The sequence below is a fragment of the Albimonas sp. genome (genome assembly GCF_055129145.1).
This window is the reverse complement of sequence record NZ_JBSRTQ010000029.1, coordinates 13,976-34,768: the sequence shown is the minus strand read 5'-3', so window position 1 is coordinate 34,768 and position 20,793 is coordinate 13,976. Positions and strand designations below refer to the sequence as shown.

Genomic DNA, 20,793 nt, shown 5'->3' with positions numbered 1-20,793 from the left:
GGCGGGCAGGGCCCCGCCGATCCCGGCGCGCGCGGCCCCCGTCCGGGCGGACCGGGCGCGGGCGGGCCGAAAGGGCCCGGCGGCAAGCGCAAGGGCTGAAGTCCGGGCATGCTGAGGCGGGCGCAGGCCCCCGTGCCTTCCCGTCGCGCGCAGGCGGAGAACCTGGCGCGGCGGGAATTCCGACGCGGCCGGGGGCTTTTCGCGCGGCGGCGAGCCGATCGGGGCGACCCCGGGCGATTCTCGGCCGGCGGCGGCGTCGCTCCGCGCCTCCGTCTCGGGCGAGGAGCCGGCGGGTCAGTCCTCGGTCGCGCTCGGATGCTGGCGGGGCGCGTAGCCCGACCGCAGGACGGCGAGGATGGCGGGCGGGGTCAGGACCTTGACCGGGTCGGCATCCCGGCCGGAGGCGAGCGGCCTCGCCGCGCCATAGCCCGACCAGCTCCATGCGCGGGCGCCCTCGGGGACCCGCAGGAACGCCGCCCCGCCGCGCGCGAACATCGCGCCCGCGGGCAGGGCGCCGGGATCCCCCGCCCGTCGCGGAGCCAGACGCTCCTCATGCAGGCGCGCGTCCATGGCGCCGGCGCGAGGCGGTTCGGCCAGCCCCGCCCCCGCGGCCCAGGCGGCGGCGAAGGCCAGCGCATCGGCCCGCCTGCACTCGAAGCACGGCCGATGCCCGGCGGCGAACGCGCAGGCCTCGTCGAGGAAGAACAGCTCGGTGTAGCTTTCCCCCATCACCATGCGCCGGCGGCCGCGAAACGCGAGCGCGCAGCAGATCCACTGCTTCGACGCCCAACGCCGCCGGCCGAGCGCGCGGTCCGCCCCGTGCAGCCGCCCGCCGCGATTGCCCATCAGGGTTCCGCGCGCCGCGACGGCCACGATTTCGCCGAACGGCGTGACCCGGTTTTGCAGCGGGCTCGACATGATCCTCCGCCAATGATGTGATCGGCACGAGTGCAGGGAAGGCGTAGCATGGGTCCGACCAGCGCAGGGGGCAAGCCGGGACGTCGCCGGGACGACCTCGTCATCGTCGACATACCCTCGCCCAATCACGGGCCGCGTCGTGGCGTGCAGGCGCCCAGCATCGTCGTGCTGCACTACACCGCCATGGCCTCCGCCGCGCTGGCGATCGCGCGGCTGTGCTCGGCCGAGGCGGAGGTGTCGTCGCATTACCTGATCGACGAGACCGGCCAGGTGTTCCGCCTCGTCTCCGAGATGCGCCGGGCCTGGCATGCCGGGGTGGCGGCCTGGGGGCCGCATGACGACATCAACTCGCATTCCATCGGCATCGAGCTTTCCCATCCCGGCCATGACGGCGGCGCCCCGCCGCCTTTCCCCGAAGCGCAGATCGCGGCGCTGGAACAGCTGCTCGCCGCCATCCGCCTGCGCTGGGGGATCCCGGCGGCGCGGGTGCTGGGCCATTCCGACATCGCGGTAGGACGCAAGATCGACCCCGGCGAGAGTTTTCCCTGGGCCCGGCTTGCGGCTCAGGGGCATGCCATCTGGTCGGAGGCCGAGACGCCCGAGGGCATGACCGCGATGCTGCCGCCCGAAGCCTCCATCGCCATCAATGCGATCAAGCTGGGCTACCGGATGCCGGAAGGCGACGCCGGCTGGCCCGACCTGCTGCGCGCCCTGCAGATGCGCTTCGCCCCCGACGAGACCGGCGCCGCCGCCTCCCCGCGCCTCGCCGCCCGGCTCGCGGCGCTGGCGGAGCGCTATCCGGTGGCGACGGGGGAGCGACGCTCCCCCGTCCTGCCGGGCCTGCGCGAGCCGCCGCGCGCCGAGGGCGGGCCGCGCCCCCCCCGCGGCTCGACCCCCGGCCCCCCGGACTTCGCCGGCGACGCCGGGGGGCCGCCGGAATTCGGCCCCGACTTCGATCTCGACACCGAGTAGTCCGCCGGGCTATCGACAGCGCGCAGCGGACGGCCGGGCGACCGCGCCGACCCGGGCTTCGGTCCGGTTCGGTGAGGAAAGTCCGGGCTCCACGGAGGCGCGGCGCCGGGCAACGCCCGGCCGGCGAGGCGTTCACGCGCCGAGCCGAGGGAAAGCGCCACAGAAATGAAACCGCCGTTCTCCCCGTCCCTCCGTGGGACGGCATGGGACGGCAAGGGTGAAACGGTGAGGTAAGAGCTCACCGCGCCCCCGGCGACGGGGGCGGCACGGCAAGCCCCGCCGGGAGCAAGATCAAGTTGGGTCGGCCGCGGGTGTCCTTCGGGATCCGCCGCAAGGGGACGCCTTCGCCCCGCCGGCCATGGTGGATCGCGAGAAGCCGGGGGCGACCCCGGTTCCAGATGAATGGTCGCCCAGGGGCCTCTCGAGGCCCCGGACAGAACCCGGCTTACAGGCCGTTCGCTGCATTAATCTTGCTTAATTCGCCCGCAAGGCGCCGAATCGGGGCTGGGACGGGCGAATCGAGCCCACTTCGGCCCCAGGCCGGATTCGCATGGAATCCCGTGGGCCGGCATGGTCGGACCGGGTTTCGCATGGGTCCAGGGCCCTCGAAATCCCCCGTGGCGGAGCGGAGTGCGGCGCGCTCGCAACACCCGGAAAAGGGCCGAACCCCTTATCTGGTAGGTTTTGGGTTCGAATGCTCCACATATGGGGTTCTTTCACCCAATCCCTCTCCGGACGCCGCTGGACCATAATTATCCATTGAGCGCCACGATTTCCCATGCTAGAAAATCTCCAACAGGCGGAGACAATGGCCCAAGCAAAAACGAGCAGGTTTCATGCAGGCCCTCCATAACTCGGAGAAAAAGTCTGCTCTGCTGCAGAACAAGCGCCTCAAGGCGCTGGCGCGGTAGAGAAAGATCCGAGGGACAAAAGGGCGGGCTGCGCGGCAAGGCAACGCGCAGCCCGCTTTTGCATTTGAAGCACGTCGAAATCAAGGGGGGGTTGGCGGCCGATGTGGCGGCAGTTCACATCGAGTTTCTTCAACAAGGTGGATGCGAAGGGTCGTGTCTCCCTCCCTGCGCCATGGCGCAAGGCGTTGGATGAGCGCGGCGCCGACGGCCATTTCTATCTGATCCCCGGCTTCCGCGACCGCCGTTGCATCGAGGGCTACGCCCCCGACACCTACAACGAGATGGCCGCCGCGATCCGCTCCATGCACATCGCCGATCCCAACCGCCGCAAGCTCGAATACCGTCTGATGAGCCGCGCCGTCCTGCTTCAGGCCGACGACAACGGCCGCATCGTCATCGGCGCCGAACTGCGCGCGGCTTACGCGCTGGAGCCCGAGGCGGCTTTCGTCGGCATGGGCGACAGCTTCCAGCTGTGGAGCCGCGCCGACTACGACCTCCACGTCGCCCCGATGATCGACGACGACGACGACGACGACGACGCGCCGCTGGCCGCGATGCCCTGGCCGATCGGCGGGGGGGCGATGCAGTGACCGCCTCCGATCTGCATTCCGCGCCCCATTCCGTTCCCGGCGAAGGCCATATCCCGGTGCTGATGGCCGAGGTTCTGGCCGCGCTCGCCCCCGAAGACGCGACCGCGCCCTGGCCCGGCGCGATCCTCGACGGCACGCTGGGCGACGGCGGCTACACCCGCGCGCTGCTGGCCGCGGGCGCGGGCCGGGTCATCGCGGTGGACCGCGACCCGGCGGCGCTTTCGCGCGCCGCGACCTGGGCGGGCGACTACGGCGACCGGCTGACGCTCGCCGAGGGCCGCTTCGGCGCGCTCGACGTCATCGCCGCCGAGGCCGGCGCCGGTCCCGTGCCCGGCGGGCTGATGGGCGTGGCGCTCGATATCGGCGTTTCCTCCATGCAGCTCGACGAGGCCGAGCGGGGGTTCTCCTTCCTGCGCGACGGTCCGCTCGACATGCGGATGGAGCAGGACGGGCCCTCCGCCGCCGATCTGGTCAACCGCCTGCCCGAAGCGGCGCTGGCCGACATCCTCTTCCAGTATGGCGAAGAGCGTGCCTCCCGCCGCATCGCCCAGGCGGTGGTCGAGGCGCGCGCCCAGGACCCCATCGCCACCACCGGGCGGCTGGCGGCGATCATCTCAAGCGTCCTTCCCCGCGGCCGCCCCGGCATGCCGCATCCCGCCACCCGCAGTTTTCAGGCGCTGCGCATCGCGGTGAACGATGAGCTGGGGGAGCTGGCCCGCGCGCTCGCCGCCGCCGAACGGGCGCTGGCGCCGGGCGGCGTGCTCGCGGTGGTGACGTTCCACTCGCTCGAGGACCGGATCGTGAAGCGCTATTTCGCCGCCCGCGCCGGCCGCGCCCCCGCGGGTTCGCGCCACGCGCCCGTCGAGGCCGGCGAGCCCGCGCGCTTCGAGCCGGTGCTGCGCAAGCCGGCCTCGGCGGGCGAGGCCGAGCTCGCCGCCAATCCCCGCGCCCGCTCCGCGCGTCTGCGCGCCGGGCGTCGGACCCATGCGCCGGCCATGGCGCTCGATCCCCGGGGCCTCGGCCTGCCGGGGCTCGCCGTGGCCGCAGCCCTTTCGCAAGGAGACGCGTGATGCGTTCCGTCCTTTACGTCGCCGCCCTGGGTCTGGTCTGCTTCGTCGCGATCTGGGCCTATCAGGTGATCAACGACACGCGGATGCTGCTGGAGGACGTGGAGCGTCTGCATGGCCGCATCGCGCGCGAACGCGAATCGATCTCGGTGCTGCGCGCCGAATGGGCCTGGCTGAACCGGCCCGAGCGGCTGGAGCGACTGGCGGCGCTGAACGGGGACGCGCTCGCGCTGGCCCCGATGACCCCCGATGATTTCGGCACGGCGACTTCCGTCGCCTTCCAGCCGCCGCCCCCGCACGCCCCCGGCCCGGTCCCGAACGCCCCGATGGCCCCCAACGCCCTGGTCTTCGCCCAGGCCGGCGGTCTGCAGCGCGACGCGGAGACGGCGGTGGACATGCGCGGCCCCGCCGCCCCCGCCCAGGCCCCCGACGCCGACGCGCTGGCCGCCGACAAGGACGGCGACCTCGCGCCTGCCGGGCCGATGGATCCGCTCGCCACCAGCCCCTCGACCGCGCCGGCCTTCGGCGCGCCCCCCGAAGCGCCCGAGCTCGACGCCGACGGCGGCGCGCTGATCGCGGGGCTCGAGCGGCCCGCCGGCGACATCGGGCAAGGCATCGGCGGCGGCCTCGCCGACACCATCCCCGCCCAGACCTCGGAGCCGGAAGTGCAGCTCGCCTCGCTGGAGGCCGGCCTCGCGTCCACGCCCGCCTCCACGCCCGCGGCGATGAGCGAAGCCGACATGATTCAGAGCCTGGTGATGCAGGCGCAGGGGTGGATGCCGCCGCCCCGCCCGGCCGGCCGCTGAGCATGGAGGCGCCGTCATGACCCGCTTCCCCGAGGACGATTTCAAAGACGCCGACCCCGCCGCCGCCCCGGCGGCGCCGGCGTTTCTGCCCGGTCCCGCCTGGCAGCCGGAGCGTCGGCCCGAGCGCGGATCAGGACGCGGCTACGAGCCCGACCCGGTCGACGAGGCCCCCGGCGAGGTCTACGCGCCACCCTCCGACGATCACGCGCCGCGCGCCGCCGGCGCGGCGCTGCCCGCCGGCCATGCCGAGTCCGACGACGCCGGACCAGGCCCCGGGCCCGAGGGCGCCCGCCTCGCCGACCTGATCGCGGCGCGTCAGAGCGGCATCGACCCCAACGAGGCCGCCGCCCGCCGCCGGATCGAGACCCGCCGCAAGACCGAGGCGGAGGCGCGCTCGCGCTCGCGCTGGCGGCTCAAGCTGCTCAGCTTCGCCTTCGTGCTCGCCTATGCCTCGGTCGCCGGGCGCATGGGGTTGATCGCGGCCTCCGAACCCGAGGAGCCGCGCTTTTCCGGCTCCGCCGAGACGGTCAGCGCCATGCGCGCCGAGATCACCGACCGCAACGGAGAGCTGCTGGCCGTCAACCTGCCGGTCTGGTCGCTGTTCGCCCATCCGCAGGAGATGGTGGACCCCGACAACGCCGCCGAGAAGCTGGCGACCGTCTTCCCCGACCTCAACGCCGACGAGCTGAAAACCCGGTTCAAGGACGGCCGCCGCTTCCTGTGGATCAAGAAGTCGATCACGCCGGCCGAGCGCATCCGCGTCCATGACATCGGCGACCCCGGCCTGCAGTTCGGCCGGCGCGAAGTGCGGGTCTATCCGGGCGGGCGGCTCGCGGCCCATGTGCTCGGCGGCGCCTCCTTCGGGCGCGAGGACGTGCGCGCGGCCGAGATCGTGGGCGTGGGCGGCATCGAGGCCAAGCTCGACGCCGAGCTTCGCGACCCGGCCCGCGCCGGCGCGGCCCTGCGGCTTTCCATCGACATCCGCGTGCAGCGCGCGCTCGCCGACGTGCTGCGCGAGGGGATGGAGCGTTACACCGCCAAGGGCGCGGCGGGCGTGCTGCTCGACGCGCGCACCGGCGAGGTGGTGGCGCTGGTCTCGCTGCCCGATTTCGACCCCAACGACCGCCCGATTCCCTTCGGCAACGTGAAGGCGGCGGATTTCCCCACCTTCAACCGGGCGGCGCAGGGGCTCTACGAGCTCGGCTCGACCTTCAAGATCTTCACCGCGGCGATGATGATCGACGCGGGGCTCGCCACGCCGCAGACCATGGTCGACACCACCGGGCCGATGTACTGGAACCGCTTCGCCATCTCCGACAGCCACCGCATGCCGGCCCGGATGACGTTCCGCGAGGTGATGGTGCAGAGCTCCAACACCGGCACCGCGCGCATGGCGCTGATCGGCGGGGCCAAGCGGCAGAAGGCGATGCTGGGCAAGCTCGGCCTGCTCGACGTGCTGCCGGTCGAGCTGTCGGAGGCGGGGCGCGCCGCGCCGCTCTACCCGACGAACTGGTCCGAGATCTCGGTGATCACCATCTCCTACGGCCACGGGCTCGCCGCCTCGCCGCTGCATCTGGCGTCGGCCTACGCCTCGCTGATCAATGGCGGGCTGAAGGTGGAGCCGACGTTGCTCGCCGGCGCGATCCCGCCGACCGAGGCCGACCGGGTGGTGTCGGCCAAGACCTCGGCCGACCTGCGCGACATGCTGCGCGGCGTGGTCACCGACGGCACCGGGCGCAACGCCGACGTGCCGGGCTATTTCATCGGCGGCAAGACCGGCACGGCCGAAAAGGCGTCGGGCGGGGGCTACGCCGCCAACCGGGTCGTGGCGACCTTCGCCGGCGCCTTCCCGATGCAGGATCCGCGTTATGTGATCGTGGTGACCTATGACGAGGCCACCGCCCAGACCAAATGGGGCCCGCGCCGCCCCGCCGGCTGGACCGCGGCGCCGTCGGTGAAGGAGGCGGTGACCCGCATCGCCCCGATCCTTGGCATGCGTCCCCTGCACGAGGACGAGATGGCGGAGGAGGGCGACGTCGGCATCGTCGCCAGCAAGTGACCGGGTCCGGCGCGACCCTGGCGGGCCTCGGCCTTTCGTCCGAGGCGCTTGCGCGCGCGGGGCTCGCGCCCGACGCGGCCGTGACAGGGCTGACCGCCGACAGCCGGCAGGTGCGGGCGGGCTTCGTGTTCTTCGCGCTCAAAGGTGTGATGGACGGCGCCGAATTCGCCCCCTTCGCGCTGCGCCAGCAGGCGCTGGCCGTGGTGTGTTCGGAGGCGGGGGCCGAGACCATCCGCGGGCTCGTGGGCGGCCCCGAGGCTCTCCCCCTCCCTCTCCCCCTTGTGATCGTGCCCGAGCCGCGTCTCGCCCTCGCCCATGCCGCCGCCGCCTTCTTCGGCGCGCAGCCGCAGGTGATGGCGGCGGTGACCGGGACCAATGGCAAGACCTCGGTCGCCTCGTTCCTGCGCCAGATCTGGGGGGCGCTCGGCCATCGCGCCGCCGCCTTCGGGACGGTGGGGGTGGAGGGTGCGGTGGAGCGTCCGGGCGGCCTCACCACCCCCGATCCCATCGCGCTGCACGCGCTGCTGGCCGAGCTGGCGGAAGCCGGCGTGACCCATGCGGCGATGGAGGCGTCGTCTCACGGCCTCGCCCAATACCGCGCCGACGGAGTGCGTCTGGCCGCAGTCGGGCTGACGAACATCACCCGCGACCACATGGATTATCACCGCGACCACGCCGATTACGTCGCCGCGAAGCTGGCCCTCTTCGGACGGGTCGCGCCGCCGGGCGCCGTCGCCGCGATCAACGCCGACGACCCGGCGTTTCCGGAGGCCGCCGCCCTCGCCCGTTCCCGCGGCCTGCGCGTGATCGGCGTGGGGCGCGGCGCCGCCGCCGAGCTGCGCCTCGTCGCCGCCGACTATCACGAGACCGGGCAGGACCTGGATTTCGCGTGGGAGGGGGCGCGGTTCTCCGCCTCCCTCCACGCCGTCGGGGGGTTCCAGGGCGAGAACGCGCTGATGGCCGCCGCGCTCGCCATCGGCTGCGGAGAGGACCCTGCTTCGGTCTTCGCCGCACTCCCACGCCTGCGCGCCGTGCGGGGCCGGATGGAGCATGTGGCGACCCGGGCCAACGGCGCCCGCATCTATGTCGACTATTCCCATACCGCCGCCAGCCTCGAGACCGCCATCGCCGCGCTGCGTCTCCACACCCCCGGCCGCCTGATCGTCGCCTTCGGGGCGGGCGGCGACCGCGACCCCGGCAAGCGCCCGCTGATGGGCGCCGCGGCCCGCGCCGCCGACATCGCCATCGTGACCGACGACAATCCCCGCTCCGAGGATCCCGCCTCCATCCGCGCCGCCGTCCTCGCCGGCATGACGGGCGCCGATTCCGCCCCGATCGAGATCGGCGATCGCGCCGAGGCGATTCTCGCCGGGGTTGACATGCTGGGGTCTTCCGACCGCCTTCTGATCGCCGGAAAGGGGCATGAAACCGGCCAGACCGTCGCGGGGGTCACCCATCCCTTCGACGATGCCGATCAGGCCCGGGCCGCGGTTGCGGCGCTAGACGGCCCGACGGGGAACGACGGACAGGGAGGGTTGGGCGCATGACCACGCCCCTATGGACCAGCGACGCCGCCGCCGCCGCCACCGGCGGCCGCGCGACCCGGGCCTTCGAGGCGTCCGGGGTTTCCATCGACAGCCGGGCCGTGGCGCCCGGCGATCTTTTCGTGGCGCTGGCGGACGCGCGCGACGGGCATGACTTCGTCGCCGCGGCGCTGGCCGCCGGCGCCGCCGCTGCGATGGTGTCGCGCATCCCCGAGGGGCTCGCCCCCGACGCCCCCCTGCTGGTGGTCGACGACACGCTGAAGGGGCTGGAGGCGCTCGGCGCCGCCGCCCGGGCGCGCACGCAGGCGAAGGTGATCGCGGTCACCGGCTCGGTCGGCAAGACCTCCACCAAGGAGATGCTGCGCGCCGCCCTCGCCGCGCAGGGCGCGGTGCATGCGGCTGAAAAGAGCTACAACAACCACTGGGGCGTGCCCCTGACCCTCGCCCGGATGCCCGAAGCGACCCGCTATGCGGTGATCGAGATCGGCATGAACCATCCCGGCGAGATCCGGCCGCTGACCAAGCTCGCCCGTCCCCACGCGGCCATCGTCACCACGGTCGCCCCCGTCCACCTCGCGCATTTCCGCGACGAGGCCGAGATCGCCTTCGCCAAGGCCGAGATCTTCGAGGGGCTGGAGCCGGGCGGCGCCGCGATCCTCTACCGCGACAACCCCCATTACGAGCGGCTCGCCCGCCGCGCCCGCCGCTTCGGCGCCCGGATCCTGCGCTTCGGCGAGGCCCCGCGCTGCCAGGCTCGCATGACCGGCCTGGCGCTGGGCGCGAACGGGACCACGGTGTCGGCCCATCTGCACGGGCGCGAGGCGCTGATCAAGGTGGGTGCGCCGGGACGGCATTTCGCGATCAACGCGCTCGCCGTGCTGCTGGCGGTGGAGGCGGTCGGCGCCGACCCCGCCCTCGCCGCGGTGGCGCTGGGGACCTGGACCGCGCCCGAGGGTCGGGGCTCGCGCTGGCGCATCTCGCTCGACGTCACTGGGCTCGACGGCGCCATCCACCTGATCGACGAAAGCTACAACGCCAACCCGACCTCGGTCGGCGCGGCGCTCGATGTGCTGGCCTGCGCCCAGGGCGATGTCGGCTTCGGCCGGGTCGAGAATTTTCGCCGCATCGCCATGCTCGGCGACATGCTGGAAATGGGGCCGGAGGCGGAGGCGCTGCATGCCGGCCTCGCCGCCCATCCCGCGATCGCGAAAATCGACACGGTGCATTGCTGCGGGCCGCTGATGAAGGCCATGCACGCGGCCCTGCCGATCGCCAGGCGCGGGGTCTGGGCGACGGATTCGACCAAGCTCGCCGCCCAGGTTCGACGCCTGGCCGATGCGGGCGACGTGGTGATGGCCAAGGGCTCGCTCGGCGCGCGCATGGTGCGGGTGGTCGAGGCGCTCAAGGCGCTCGGCCGCGCCGCCCCCGAGCGCGCCGTGGGCGACCCCGACGGCGACGCGGACTAGGAAGGACGACGGGTCACATGCTCTATCATCTGCTCACGCCGCTGTCGGAGGGGGGGGACGTCTACAACCTCTTCCGCTACCTGACCTTTCGGGCGGGCGGCGCGTTTCTGACCGCGCTGATCTTCGGCTTCGTGTTCGGCACGCCGATCATCAACGCGCTGCGCCGCATGCAGAAGAAGGGCCAGCCGATCCGCAAGGACGGGCCGGAGGGGCATCTGCTGACCAAGGCCGGCACGCCGACCATGGGCGGCGTGCTGATCCTGTTCTCGCTGCTGCTCTCGACCATCATGTGGAGCCGGCTCGACCTCGGCTACGTGTGGATCGTGATGGGAGTGACCGCGGGCTTCGGGGCCATCGGCTTCGCCGACGACTATCTCAAGGTCTCCAAGTTCGACGTGCGCGGCGTGCCGGGGCGGATCCGGCTGGGCGCGGGCTTCGCCATCTCGCTGATCGCGGCGGGGGCGACGATGTATCTGCAGCCCGCCGACCTGACCGGGCAGATCGCCTTCCCGATCTACAAGGACCTGATGTGGGACATGGGCTTCCTGTTCCTGCCCTTCGCGATGATCGTGATCGTGGGCTCGGCCAACGCCGTGAACCTGACCGACGGGCTCGACGGGCTGGCGATCATGCCGGTGATGATCGCGGGCGGGGCGCTGGGGATCATCGCCTATGTGGTCGGGCGCACCGACTTCACCGAGTATCTGGGCCTGCATTATGTGGAGGGCGCGGGAGAGATCGTGATCTTCGCCGCCGCCCTGATCGGCGCGGGGCTGGGGTTCCTCTGGTACAACGCCCCCCCCGCCATGGTGTTCATGGGCGACACCGGGTCGCTCGCGCTCGGCGGCGCGCTCGGCGCCATCGCGGTGGTCACCAAGCATGAGATCGTGCTGGCCATCATCGGCGGGCTCTTCGTGGTCGAGGCGCTGTCGGTCATCATCCAGGTCGGTTACTACAAGATGACCAAGCGGCGGGTGTTCCTGATGGCCCCGATCCACCATCATTTCGAAAAGCTGGGCTGGCAGGAGCCGACCATCGTGATCCGCTTCTGGATCATCTCGGTGATCCTGGCGCTGATCGGCCTCGCCACCCTGAAGGTGCGCTGACGTGATGAGCCGCCTGAGCGCCTCGCGCCCGCGCGGCCGCCACCCATCCCCGTCTGCGGGGAAGGGCCGGCGCGGGGGCTCTCCCTGCGCCGCCCGTGCGCTTCGCGCCGCAAAGGACATCGCATGATCCCCGTCCCCGGATATGAGGGCCGCGCCGTCGGCGTGCTCGGCCTCGGCCGCTCCGGCCTCGCCGCCGCCCATGCGCTCGCCGCCGGCGGCGCCCGCCCGATCTGCTGGGACGACGATGAGGCGGCGTGCGCCGCCGCCGCCGCGCAGCTGTTCGAGGTCGCCGACCTGACCCGCGACCGGGCCTGGGAGGGGGATCTGGCGATGCTCTGCGTCTCGCCCGGCATCCCCGCGCTCTACCCCGCCCCCCATGCCGCGATCGAGCAGGCCTGGGCTCGCGGCGTGCCGGTGGATAACGACGTGGGGCTCCTCTTCCGGGTGCTCGCGGGCCTCGACGAAGAGGATTTCGACACACCCCCCCGGGTGATCTGCGTCACCGGCTCCAACGGCAAATCGACCACCACCGCCCTGATCGGCCATATCCTGACCGAGGCCGGCGTGCCGGCGCAGGTGGGCGGCAATATCGGCAAGGGCGTGCTGGGGCTCGAGCCCTTCCATGACGGCGAAGTGCTGGTGCTGGAGCTGTCGTCCTACCAGCTCGAGCTCGCCCGCTCGCTCGCCCCCGACGTGGCGGTGTTCCTCAACCTTTCGGACGACCATCTCGACCGGCACGCGGGGCGCGGCGGATACTTCGCCGCCAAGGCGCGGCTCTTCGAGATCGGCGCCCCCGAGCGCGCGGTGATCGGCCTCGACGAGCCCGAAGGCCGCTACCTCGCCGACCGTCTGCGGGGCAGGGGCATGGAAGGCGAAACCCCGGTCATCGGCATCTCCGCCAGCCGCAAGCTGCCCGACGAGGGGCAGGCCGTGGTCGCCCGCAAAGGCTTCCTGGCCGAACGCCGCGGGGGCCGGCAGACCGCCTCGCTCGATCTGCGCGAGATGCAAACCCTGCAGGGCGAGCACAATCACCAGAACGCCTGCGCCGCCTTCGCCGCCTGCCGGTCCATCGGCCTCGCGCCCCGCCAGATCGAGGCCGGGATGCGCACCTTCCCCGGCCTGCCGCACCGGATGGAGCAGGTGGCGGAGAAGGACGGCGTGGTTTTCGTGAACGACTCGAAGGCCACCAACGCCGACGCCGCCGAGAAAGCGCTGCTCTCCTATGACCGGATCCGCTGGATCGCGGGCGGCGTGCCCAAGGCGGGGGGCATCGAGCCCCTGCGTCCGCTGTTCGGCAAGATCGCCTGCGCCTATCTGATCGGCCAGGCCGCCGACGCCTTCGCCGAGACGCTGGGCGAGGTCCCCCACGAATTCTGCGGCGACCTGAACGAGGCGGTGGAGCGCGCCTTCGCCAACGCCGCCTCCGGCGAGACGGTGCTGCTGTCGCCGGCCTGCGCCAGCTTCGACCAGTTCGCCAATTTCGAGGCCCGCGGCGACGCCTTTCGGGTGCTCGCCCGCCGCGCCGCCGGCCTGCCCGAAGCGCCCGAGCCCGTAGCCGACCCGTCCTGACCCTTCGCCCCGACCCCGACGCCCAAGACCCGCAAGCACAAGAGGAGACGACCCCATGACCGAGATGGTGTTCGGCGCGGCCCCGGCCCGCCCCTCGGACCCGATCCTGACCCGCTGGTGGCGCACGGTCGACCGCTGGACGGTCGGGGCGGTGCTGGCGCTGATCGGCATCGGGCTGGTGGTCGGCATGGCGGCCTCCGCGCCGCTGGCCGAGAAGCTGGGCCTGCCCACCTTCTATTTCGTGGTGCGCCAGGCCGGTTTCGCCCTGGTGGCGATGGCGGTGATGGTGGCGATCTCGATGCAGGACCCGCGCACCGTGCGAAGGCTCGCGGTCATGGGGTTCTGCGCGTCGTTCCTCACCATCCTGGCGCTGCCGCTGATCGGCACGGATTTCGGCAAGGGCGCGATCCGCTGGATCTCTCTGGGGGGCATGTCGGTCCAGCCCTCCGAGTTCCTCAAGCCCGCCTTCGTGGGCGCCGCCGCCTGGATCATGGCCGGCACGTTCGAGCGGCACGGCCCTCCGGGCAAGCTCCTGTCGTTCCTGCTGGCCGCGACCTGCACCGGGGTGCTGGCGCTGCAGCCCGATTTCGGGCAGGCGGCGCTGGTGATGGCGGTGTGGGGGGGGATGTATTTCGTCGCCGGCGCGTCGCTGCCGCTGCTGGCCGGGCTGGGGGGGGCGGCGGTCGCCGTCGGCTCCTTCGCCTACGAGAATTCCGAGCACTTCGCGCGGCGCATCGACGGCTTTCTGGCCGCCGAGGTCGATCCCCGCACCCAGATCGGCTACGCCACCAACGCCATCCAGGAGGGCGGGATCTTCGGCGTCGGGGTTGGCGAGGGTTCGGTCAAGAACACGCTCCCCGACGCGCATACCGACTTCATCATCGCGGTGGCGGCCGAGGAATACGGGCTGATCGCCTGCCTGATCGTGATCGGGCTGTTCCTGTTCATCACGCTGCGCGCGCTCCATCGCCTGCAGGAAGAGCGCGACGCCTTCGTCCGGCTCGCCGGCGCCGGCATGGCGGTGCTGGTCGGCATGCAGGCTTTCGTGAATCTCGGCGTGGCGATCCGGCTGCTGCCCGCCAAGGGCATGACGCTGCCCTTCATCTCCTACGGCGGCTCGTCGCTGATCGCGGCGGGGGTCGGTATGGGGCTGCTGCTGGCGATGACCCGCAAGCGCCCGCAGCGCCATGCGATCGACGCGCTGGTCGGGCGGGCATGACGGCCCCGCATCTGGTCATCGCCGCGGGGGGCACCGGAGGTCACATGTTCCCTGCCCAGGCGCTGGCGCAGGAGATGCTGCGCCGCGGCTGGCGGGTGACGCTGACCACCGACGACCGCGGCGCGCGCTATGCCGGCGGATTTCCCGATGCGGTGACGGTGAAGCCGGTGCGCTCCGCCACTTTCGCCCGCGGCGGGCCGGCGGCGAAGCTCGCGGCGCCCTTCCTGATCGGCCTGGGGTTGTGGGAGACGCTGCGCTGGTTCCGGCGCGACCGCCCGTCCGCCGTGGCGGGGTTCGGCGGCTATCCCTCGATCCCGGCGCTCGGCGCGGCTTCCGTCGCCCGCATCCCTGCGCTGATCCATGAACAGAACGGCGTGCTGGGGCGGGTCAACCGCGCCTTCGGGCCGCGGGTGAAAGCGCTCGCCTGCGGGACCTGGCCGCTGACCAATCCGCCGGAGGGCGCCTCGCCGCTCCATGTCGGCAACCCGATCCGCGATGCGGCGCGCGAGGCCGCTTCGATCCCCTATGCGCCCCCCGCGGACGGCCCGCTGAACCTGCTGGTCTTCGGCGGCTCCCAGGGCGCGAGCGTCTTTTCGCGGCTCCTCCCCGAGGCGCTCGCCGCCCTCCCCGAGGCCCTGCGCGCCCGCCTGATCCTCACCCAGCAGTCCCGGCCCGAAGAGACCGAGGCGCTCTCCGCCCGCTACGCCGGGATGGGGATCAAGGCCGAGGTCGCGCCGTTCTTCGCCGACATGCCCGCCCGCATCGCGACCGCGCAGCTTGTGGTCAGCCGTGCCGGCGCCTCGACCGTGGCGGAGCTGACGGCGATCGGGCGACCCTCGATCCTCGTGCCCTATCCTTCGGCCATGGATGACCATCAGACCGCCAACGCGGCGCCGCTCGCCGCGGCCGGCGCCGCGATCTCCGCCCCCGAGGCCGCCTTGACGGGGGCGTCGCTTTCAGCGCACATCGCCGCCGTCCTCGCCGACCCGGCCCGCGCCGAGACCATGGCCCGGGCCGCCCGCGCCCTTGGCCGCCCCGACGCCGCCGAGCGGCTGGCCGACCTGACCGAGCGCGTGGCCCGCGGCGAGCCCGCCTGACCTGACCCGGAGACATCCCATGAACGCCGCCGCCACCCGCCTGCCGCAGGACATCGGCCCGATCCATTTCGTGGGCATGGGCGGCATCGGCATGTCGGGCATCGCCGAGGTGATGCTGAACCTCGGCTATGACGTTCAGGGCTCCGACCAACGGGATTCCGATATTCTGGAGCGGCTGCGCACGCTGGGCGCCCGGGTCTTCATCGGCCAGGTCGCCGAGAACATCGGGCGCGCCAAGGTCGTGGTGATCTCGTCCGCGATCAAGAAGGGCAACGCCGAGCTCGACGCCGCCCGCGCCGTCGGCCTGCCGGTGGTGCGCCGGGCCGAGATGCTGGCCGAGCTGATGCGCCTGCGCATGAACGTCGCGGTGGCCGGCACGCACGGGAAAACCACCACCACGTCGATGGTCGCGGCGCTGCTGGACGCGGGCGGGATCGACCCCACCGTGATCAACGGCGGCATCATCCACGCCTACGGCTCCAACGCCCGGCTCGGGACCGGCGAGTGGATGGTGGTCGAGGCGGACGAGAGCGACGGCACCTTCGTGCGCCTGCCGGCCACGCTCGCCATCGTGACCAACATCGACCCCGAGCATCTCGACCATTACGGCGACTTCGACGGCGTGCGCCGGGCCTTCGATGCGTTCGTTTCCAACATCCCGTTCTACGGCGCCGCGATCTGCTGCATCGACCATCCGGAGGTGCAGTCGCTGGTGGGGCGCGTCGACGACCGCCGGGTCATCACCTACGGATTTTCGCTTCAGGCCGATGTGGTCGCGGTGAACCTCCGCCACGAGGGCCCGGTGTCCAGGTTCGACGTCATCGCCCGTCTGCGCGACGGGCTGATGCGGGGCGAGCGGCGGATCGAGGGCCTGTCCCTGCCGATGCCGGGCGATCACAACGTGCAGAACGCGCTCGCCGCCATCGCGGTGGCGCTGGAGCTCGGCCTGCCCGATGACGCGATCCGCGCGGCATTGTCGAAATTCGGGGGCGTCAACCGCCGCTTCACCCGGGTCGGCGAGTGGAACGGCGCCCCGATCATCGACGATTACGGGCACCATCCGGTCGAGATCTCGGCGGTTCTGCGCGCCGCCCGACAGGCGGTGGGCCCGGGCGGCCGGGTGATCGCCATCCACCAGCCGCACCGCTATTCGCGGCTGGCCTCGCTGTTCGAAGACTTCTGCAAGTGCTTCAACGACGCCGACATGGTGGCGATCTCGGAGGTCTACGCGGCCGGCGAGGCGCCGGTCGAGGGCGCCGACCGCGACGCGCTGGTCGCAGGCCTCATCCGCCACGGTCATCGCGACGCGGTGGCGCTGGCGGGGCCGGAGGCGCTGCCCGAATACGTGGCGGCGCGGGCGAAGCCCGGGGACATCGTGGTCTGCCTCGGGGCGGGTTCGATCAGCCAGTGGGCCCGCGCGCTGCCCGCGGCGCTGGAGGGGCGTCTCGCCGCCGAGTGAGGCCGGGGCGCGCGCGAGCGCGCCGAGCGCGAAGGGTCGGATTTCAGCGGGGCGTGGCGCAAGCCGCGCCCCGTTGCGATTGGGGGCATGACGATTCCGCCGGGCGGAATGGCTCGCGCCAAGCTGTCGCCCGCTTCCAGAATGCGACCATTGCGTTTCCGTCTTGCTGCGATGCCGTGCGAGATCGGCCCCTGATGCCCGGCTCCCGCCTCAAGCGCAGGCAGGGGGAGGGTTGAAAATGGTTCCACAAGCGTCGGGGTTGCGTCGACGCCCCTCGTTGGATGCGCCGGCGTCGTCCTGTTCCGGCATGGGTCCACAAGATTGCCGAAGCGTCGCGCGGGGTCGCCCCGGCCGCGCATCACCCTGGCCCCCGGCGCCAGCCGGCGAAATGCGGCCGCCGTCCCGCCAAGATTCCAGATCGTAGGCAGTTTGATTTGCATCACATGTTTTGTCGCGGCGCCGAAATTTCCCTGCCTGGCCTCGACCCTGACGACGCGCCTTTTCCTCCGCGCCCGGGATGACCGCCATGAGCCGACGCCCCGACGACCTCCGCGCCCTTCGGATCCGGGCCCGAACCATCCAGGCCCTGCGCGACAGCGTGATCGGCCCCCCCTCGCGCCGCGATCTCCTGGCGCTGCTCGGGGCGGCCATCGGCGGGTTCGCCGCCGCGACCGCCCTGCCGCGCATGGGCTTCGCCGCCGAAAGCGACATGCCCGAATTCGGCGTCATCCCCGACGCCTGGAAGGGCTCGGGCGAGGTGGTCGCGGTCACCTGGGGCGGCGGCGGCTCCGAGATGCAGCGCAAGGCCTGGTACGAGCCGTTCGAGCGGCTCTGCGGCATCAGGGTGGTCGAGGCGGTCGGCCCCGATCCGGCCAAGTTCCGCGCCATGGTCGAGGCGCCGAGGGTCGCCGCCTGGAACGGCCGGGTGCATGCGGCCAGGTCCGGCGGCGCGGCGCCGGAGATCGTGTGGGAGGGCGACTCGCTGATCTCCAACGCCTGGCTGATCCGCAAGGGCGCCCCGAACCTGACCAACGCGCGGAAATTCGTGGCGTTCTCGTCCTCGGCGGTGGCGCAGGCGCGCTTTTCGGCGCTGCTGTCCTATGGTTTCGCCAATGTGAGCTCGGCCGCGCTGCTCAGCCCCGAGCTCCTCGCCAACCTGCCCACCGCGCCGGGCAATGTGGAGACGTTCGTCCCCTGCCAGCATGTCTGGTGGGCCGGGCGCCGTCCTGAGACGATCGAGACGTGAGCTGCGCACCCTCGACCGTTTCACGCCCGGGGCCGGCCCCCTGTCCGGCGCCGGGCGACCTTTTCTCGTCGGAGCGCGCCCCATGACCCTGCTCCCCGCCGCCATCGACGCTTCCTGCTCGCCGCCGATATCGTGACCATGCGGGCCGCCCCCGGCCGCCCGCTGCGCGAGGGCGGCGGAAGGGCCGAGGCGATGGCCATCGCCGGCGACCGCATTGCAGCGCCGGGGAGCCGGGCGGAGATCCGCGCGCTCGTCCCCTCCGCCCCGGTGATCGAGGGCGGCCGGCGGGTGGCGCTGCCCGGGCTGATCGACAGCCATTGCCAAGCCGACATGCAGGCGGCGCCTCGGCCGCTGGCTGGATCTGGCCGAAGCCGCGCCGGGCAGTCGCGACGCGCTGCCGGCCCTGATCGCGCGGGAGGCGGAGGGGCGCGGGCGCGGCGACTGGGTCTGCGCGTCGCGCTTCGACGATCTGACCATGGGCGGCTGGCCCGAGCGGGCGGAGCTCGACGCCGCCGCCGGCAGGCGCCCGGTGCTGCTCTACCGCCGCTGCTCGCTGATCGCCGGCGTCGCCACCGCGGCGCTGGCGCGGATGGGCGAGATGGGGGCGGCGGAGGATCCGCCCTTCGGCGCCATCGGCCGCGACGCGGGCGGCGCGCCCACGGCCTGCTCTTCGCCCGCGCCGCCAAGATGCTGGTCGCCCATGTCCAGGCAGGCTTCGCCGAGGCGGATTTCCTCGCCGCGCTCGAACGGGTGCTGGCGGGCTATGCGCGGGTCGGGGTGACCTCGCTGCACAATTCCACGACGACCCGGCCCGGCTTCGGCGCCTATCAGCGGCTGCACGCGGCGGGCCGGCTGAAGACCCGGATCGGGGTCGTCGCCCGCGGGCATGAGGAGGAATTCCGGCGGGGTCTGCGCGACGCGCATGTCCGCGACGGGTTCGGCGACGACTGGCTCAGGCTGATCGGGGTGGAATGGGTGGCGGATGGCGCCGCCTCCGCCCGCACCGCCGCCTGTCACACGCCCTGTCAGCCTCCGGCGCCGGCGGGGGAGCCCCCGGAAACCGGGGCCGGGTGCTGATCGACAAGGACGATCTGGTGGCGAAGGTGATCGAGGCCCATGCCGCCGGTCTTTCGGTCTGCATCGACGCGATGGGCGACCGGGGCGTGGATTTCGTGATCGACGCGCTCGCCGCCGCGCCGCGCCCCGACCATCGGCTGCGGATCGAGCATTGCTGCGCGGCGACGCCGGCCTCGGTCCTGCGGCTGGCGCGGGCGGGGATCGTCGCCTCCACCGCGTCGGGCTTCGCGCATGATCTGGGGGAGGCGCATCTGCGGGCGCGGCGCGGCGGAGAGGCGCAATCTCCGGCCGATGCGGTCCCTGATCGACGCGGGCGTGGTCGCGCCGATCCATTCCGATGCGCCGGTCTGCGAGGCGACCCCGTTCCTCGGCATCCGGTCGCTGGTCAACCTGCGCACGGCGGAGGGGGGCGATCTCGACGCCTCACAGGCCATCGGCGTGGCCGAGGCGCTGTCGGCCGCCACCGTGCTGGGCGCCTGGGCGGGGCGGGAGGAAGGGGCCAAGGGCGCGCGGGCGCCGGGGATGTTCGCCGACCTCTGCCTCGTCGACCGCGAGCCCTTCGCCATCGACAAGGCCGATCGCGTGAGGTTGCGGTGGCGATGACCATGGTCGGCGGGGAGATCACCCATGACGCCCGCTGACTTTTCGGCGCCCCTGGGCGCTCCGATGGCCTTCGACGGGGTGGCCAAGCGCTATGGGGAGGCCTGGGCGGTCCGCGGCTTCGAGCTTTCGATCAGGGCCGGCGAGTTCGTCTCCTTGCCCGGCGCCTCGGGCTCCGGCAAGACCCCATCGCTGATGATGCGGGCGGGGTTCGAGACGCCGAGCGCGGGGGATATCCGGGTCGCCGGCCGCTCCATCGCCGGCCTCCGCCCCGCGGCGCAATATCGGCATGGTGTTCCAGTCCTACGCGCTGCTCCCCCACATGACGGTGGCGGAGAACATCGCGTTTCCGCTGCGCATGCGCGGCATGGCGAAGGCGGCGCAGGCCGCCGCGGTGGTGCGCGTCCTCGACCTCGTCGGCCTCGCCGCCTTCGGAGACCGCCGCCCGATGCAGCTTTCCGGCGGCCAGCAGCAGCGCGTGGCGCTGGCCCGCGCCATCGTGTTCGAGCCGCCGGTGCTGCTGATGGACGAGCCGCCGGGCGCGCTCGACAAGCACCTGCGCGCCCATCTGCAGAGCGAGATCAAGCGGATCCAGACCCGGCTCGGCCTCGCCGTCCTCCATCTCACCCATGACCAGGAGGAGGCGCTGACCCTGTCCGCCCGCATCTGCGTGATGCATGACGGCGCGATCCTGCAGACCGTCGCGCCCGAGACGCTCCACGACCGCCGCGCCGACATCTATGTGGCGGGGTTCTTCGGGGATTCGAACCGGCTGGCGGCCGAGGCCGGGCCCGGCGGCGGGTTGCAGGCGGCCGGGACCTTCGCGCCCTGGCGGGGCTGCCCGCGGGGCCGCTCTCCGTCGCCATCCGGCCCGAACGCATCGCCATCGCCCTCCCCCGCCACCCCCGACCGGGTCGAGACCCTGGGCGTGGTGCGCGAGGCGGTGTTCGTCGGCGACAGCCGCCGCTGCCGGGTGGGGGTGGCTGGGGGACGAGATGCTCGCGGTGCGCGAGCTGCTGACCGGGCTCGTCCCCGGTCTCGCCCCCCGGCGCGCCGGCGCGGCTGAACTGGCCGCGGGACGCGATGC

General features: G+C 72.6%; 16 protein-coding genes, 1 other RNA gene and 2 pseudogenes. 18 read left to right on the top strand and 1 reads right to left on the bottom strand.

Annotated elements, in window-relative coordinates; translation table 11 throughout:
- Positions 1-294: 294 nt before the first annotated feature.
- Positions 295-918 carry a hypothetical protein gene (locus ACTB72_RS07180; RefSeq protein WP_463036294.1) on the bottom strand — a complete coding sequence of 208 codons (624 nt, stop codon included), beginning with the start codon at positions 916-918 and terminating at the stop codon, positions 295-297.
- Positions 919-966: 48 nt separating this feature from the next.
- On the opposite strand from ACTB72_RS07180, the gene ACTB72_RS07175 reads away from it, so the two are divergent.
- From ACTB72_RS07175 to ACTB72_RS07090, 18 genes and pseudogenes are all read left to right on the top strand, one after another.
- Positions 967-1,890 (top strand): N-acetylmuramoyl-L-alanine amidase, encoded by a 924-nt coding sequence (locus ACTB72_RS07175; RefSeq protein WP_463036293.1) that lies wholly within the window; start codon positions 967-969, stop codon positions 1,888-1,890.
- A gap of 25 nt (positions 1,891-1,915) precedes the next feature.
- Positions 1,916-2,354, top strand: an RNA gene (rnpB, locus tag ACTB72_RS07170) — RNase P RNA component class A.
- 548 nt (positions 2,355-2,902) lie between these two features.
- Positions 2,903-3,391: a division/cell wall cluster transcriptional repressor MraZ gene (locus ACTB72_RS07165; protein ID WP_463036292.1), complete on the top strand. Its 489-nt coding sequence runs from the start codon at positions 2,903-2,905 to the stop codon at positions 3,389-3,391.
- Positions 3,388-4,461, top strand: coding sequence for a 16S rRNA (cytosine(1402)-N(4))-methyltransferase RsmH (rsmH, locus tag ACTB72_RS07160; protein ID WP_463036291.1), 1,074 nt, complete (start codon positions 3,388-3,390; stop codon positions 4,459-4,461). The genes ACTB72_RS07165 and rsmH overlap by 4 nt, the downstream gene beginning before the upstream one ends.
- Positions 4,461-5,264, top strand: coding sequence for a cell division protein FtsL (gene ftsL / locus ACTB72_RS07155; RefSeq protein WP_463036290.1), 804 nt, complete (start codon positions 4,461-4,463; stop codon positions 5,262-5,264). The genes rsmH and ftsL overlap by 1 nt, the downstream gene beginning before the upstream one ends.
- Before the next feature lie 16 nt (positions 5,265-5,280).
- Positions 5,281-7,323, top strand: a complete 2,043-nt coding sequence (locus ACTB72_RS07150) for a peptidoglycan D,D-transpeptidase FtsI family protein (protein WP_463036289.1) — start codon at positions 5,281-5,283, stop codon at positions 7,321-7,323.
- On the top strand, positions 7,320-8,870 hold the full coding sequence (locus tag ACTB72_RS07145) for a UDP-N-acetylmuramoyl-L-alanyl-D-glutamate--2,6-diaminopimelate ligase (protein WP_463036288.1): 1,551 nt from the start codon (positions 7,320-7,322) through the stop codon (positions 8,868-8,870). The genes ACTB72_RS07150 and ACTB72_RS07145 overlap by 4 nt, the downstream gene beginning before the upstream one ends.
- A complete protein-coding gene (locus ACTB72_RS07140) occupies positions 8,867-10,333 on the top strand; it encodes a UDP-N-acetylmuramoylalanyl-D-glutamyl-2,6-diaminopimelate--D-alanyl-D-alanine ligase (RefSeq protein ID WP_463036287.1) in 1,467 nt (488 codons plus the stop codon). Before ACTB72_RS07145 ends, ACTB72_RS07140 begins: the two co-directional genes overlap by 4 nt.
- A gap of 17 nt (positions 10,334-10,350) precedes the next feature.
- Positions 10,351-11,439 carry a phospho-N-acetylmuramoyl-pentapeptide-transferase gene (gene mraY, locus ACTB72_RS07135; protein ID WP_463036286.1) on the top strand — a complete coding sequence of 363 codons (1,089 nt, stop codon included), beginning with the start codon at positions 10,351-10,353 and terminating at the stop codon, positions 11,437-11,439.
- 123 nt (positions 11,440-11,562) lie between these two features.
- Positions 11,563-13,008, top strand: a complete 1,446-nt coding sequence (murD, locus tag ACTB72_RS07130) for a UDP-N-acetylmuramoyl-L-alanine--D-glutamate ligase (RefSeq protein ID WP_463036285.1) — start codon at positions 11,563-11,565, stop codon at positions 13,006-13,008.
- A 55-nt stretch (positions 13,009-13,063) separates the two neighbouring features.
- The gene (locus ACTB72_RS07125) at positions 13,064-14,227 is read left to right on the top strand and encodes an FtsW/RodA/SpoVE family cell cycle protein (protein ID WP_463036284.1); all 1,164 of its coding nucleotides are present in this window, start codon (positions 13,064-13,066) and stop codon (positions 14,225-14,227) included.
- Complete coding sequence (locus ACTB72_RS07120; protein ID WP_463036283.1) at positions 14,224-15,324, top strand: UDP-N-acetylglucosamine--N-acetylmuramyl-(pentapeptide) pyrophosphoryl-undecaprenol N-acetylglucosamine transferase; 1,101 nt, start codon at positions 14,224-14,226, stop codon at positions 15,322-15,324. The genes ACTB72_RS07125 and ACTB72_RS07120 overlap by 4 nt, the downstream gene beginning before the upstream one ends.
- Positions 15,325-15,343: 19 nt before the next feature.
- Positions 15,344-16,783: a UDP-N-acetylmuramate--L-alanine ligase gene (gene murC, locus ACTB72_RS07115; protein ID WP_463036282.1), complete on the top strand. Its 1,440-nt coding sequence runs from the start codon at positions 15,344-15,346 to the stop codon at positions 16,781-16,783.
- Positions 16,784-17,309: 526 nt separating this feature from the next.
- Entirely contained in the window at positions 17,310-18,029 is a 720-nt protein-coding gene (locus ACTB72_RS07110; protein ID WP_463036281.1) for a hypothetical protein, read from the top strand.
- A gap of 316 nt (positions 18,030-18,345) precedes the next feature.
- Positions 18,346-18,810: an amidohydrolase family protein gene (locus tag ACTB72_RS07105; protein ID WP_463036296.1), complete on the top strand. Its 465-nt coding sequence runs from the start codon at positions 18,346-18,348 to the stop codon at positions 18,808-18,810.
- Positions 18,717-19,106: a hypothetical protein gene (locus tag ACTB72_RS07100; RefSeq protein ID WP_463036280.1), complete on the top strand. Its 390-nt coding sequence runs from the start codon at positions 18,717-18,719 to the stop codon at positions 19,104-19,106. The genes ACTB72_RS07105 and ACTB72_RS07100 overlap by 94 nt, the downstream gene beginning before the upstream one ends.
- Positions 19,001-19,709 (top strand): annotated as a pseudogene (locus ACTB72_RS07095) (amidohydrolase family protein). Before ACTB72_RS07100 ends, ACTB72_RS07095 begins: the two are co-directional and overlap by 106 nt.
- Before the next feature lie 24 nt (positions 19,710-19,733).
- Positions 19,734-20,772, top strand: a pseudogene (locus ACTB72_RS07090) (ABC transporter ATP-binding protein).
- The last annotated feature ends 21 nt before the right edge of the window (positions 20,773-20,793 follow it).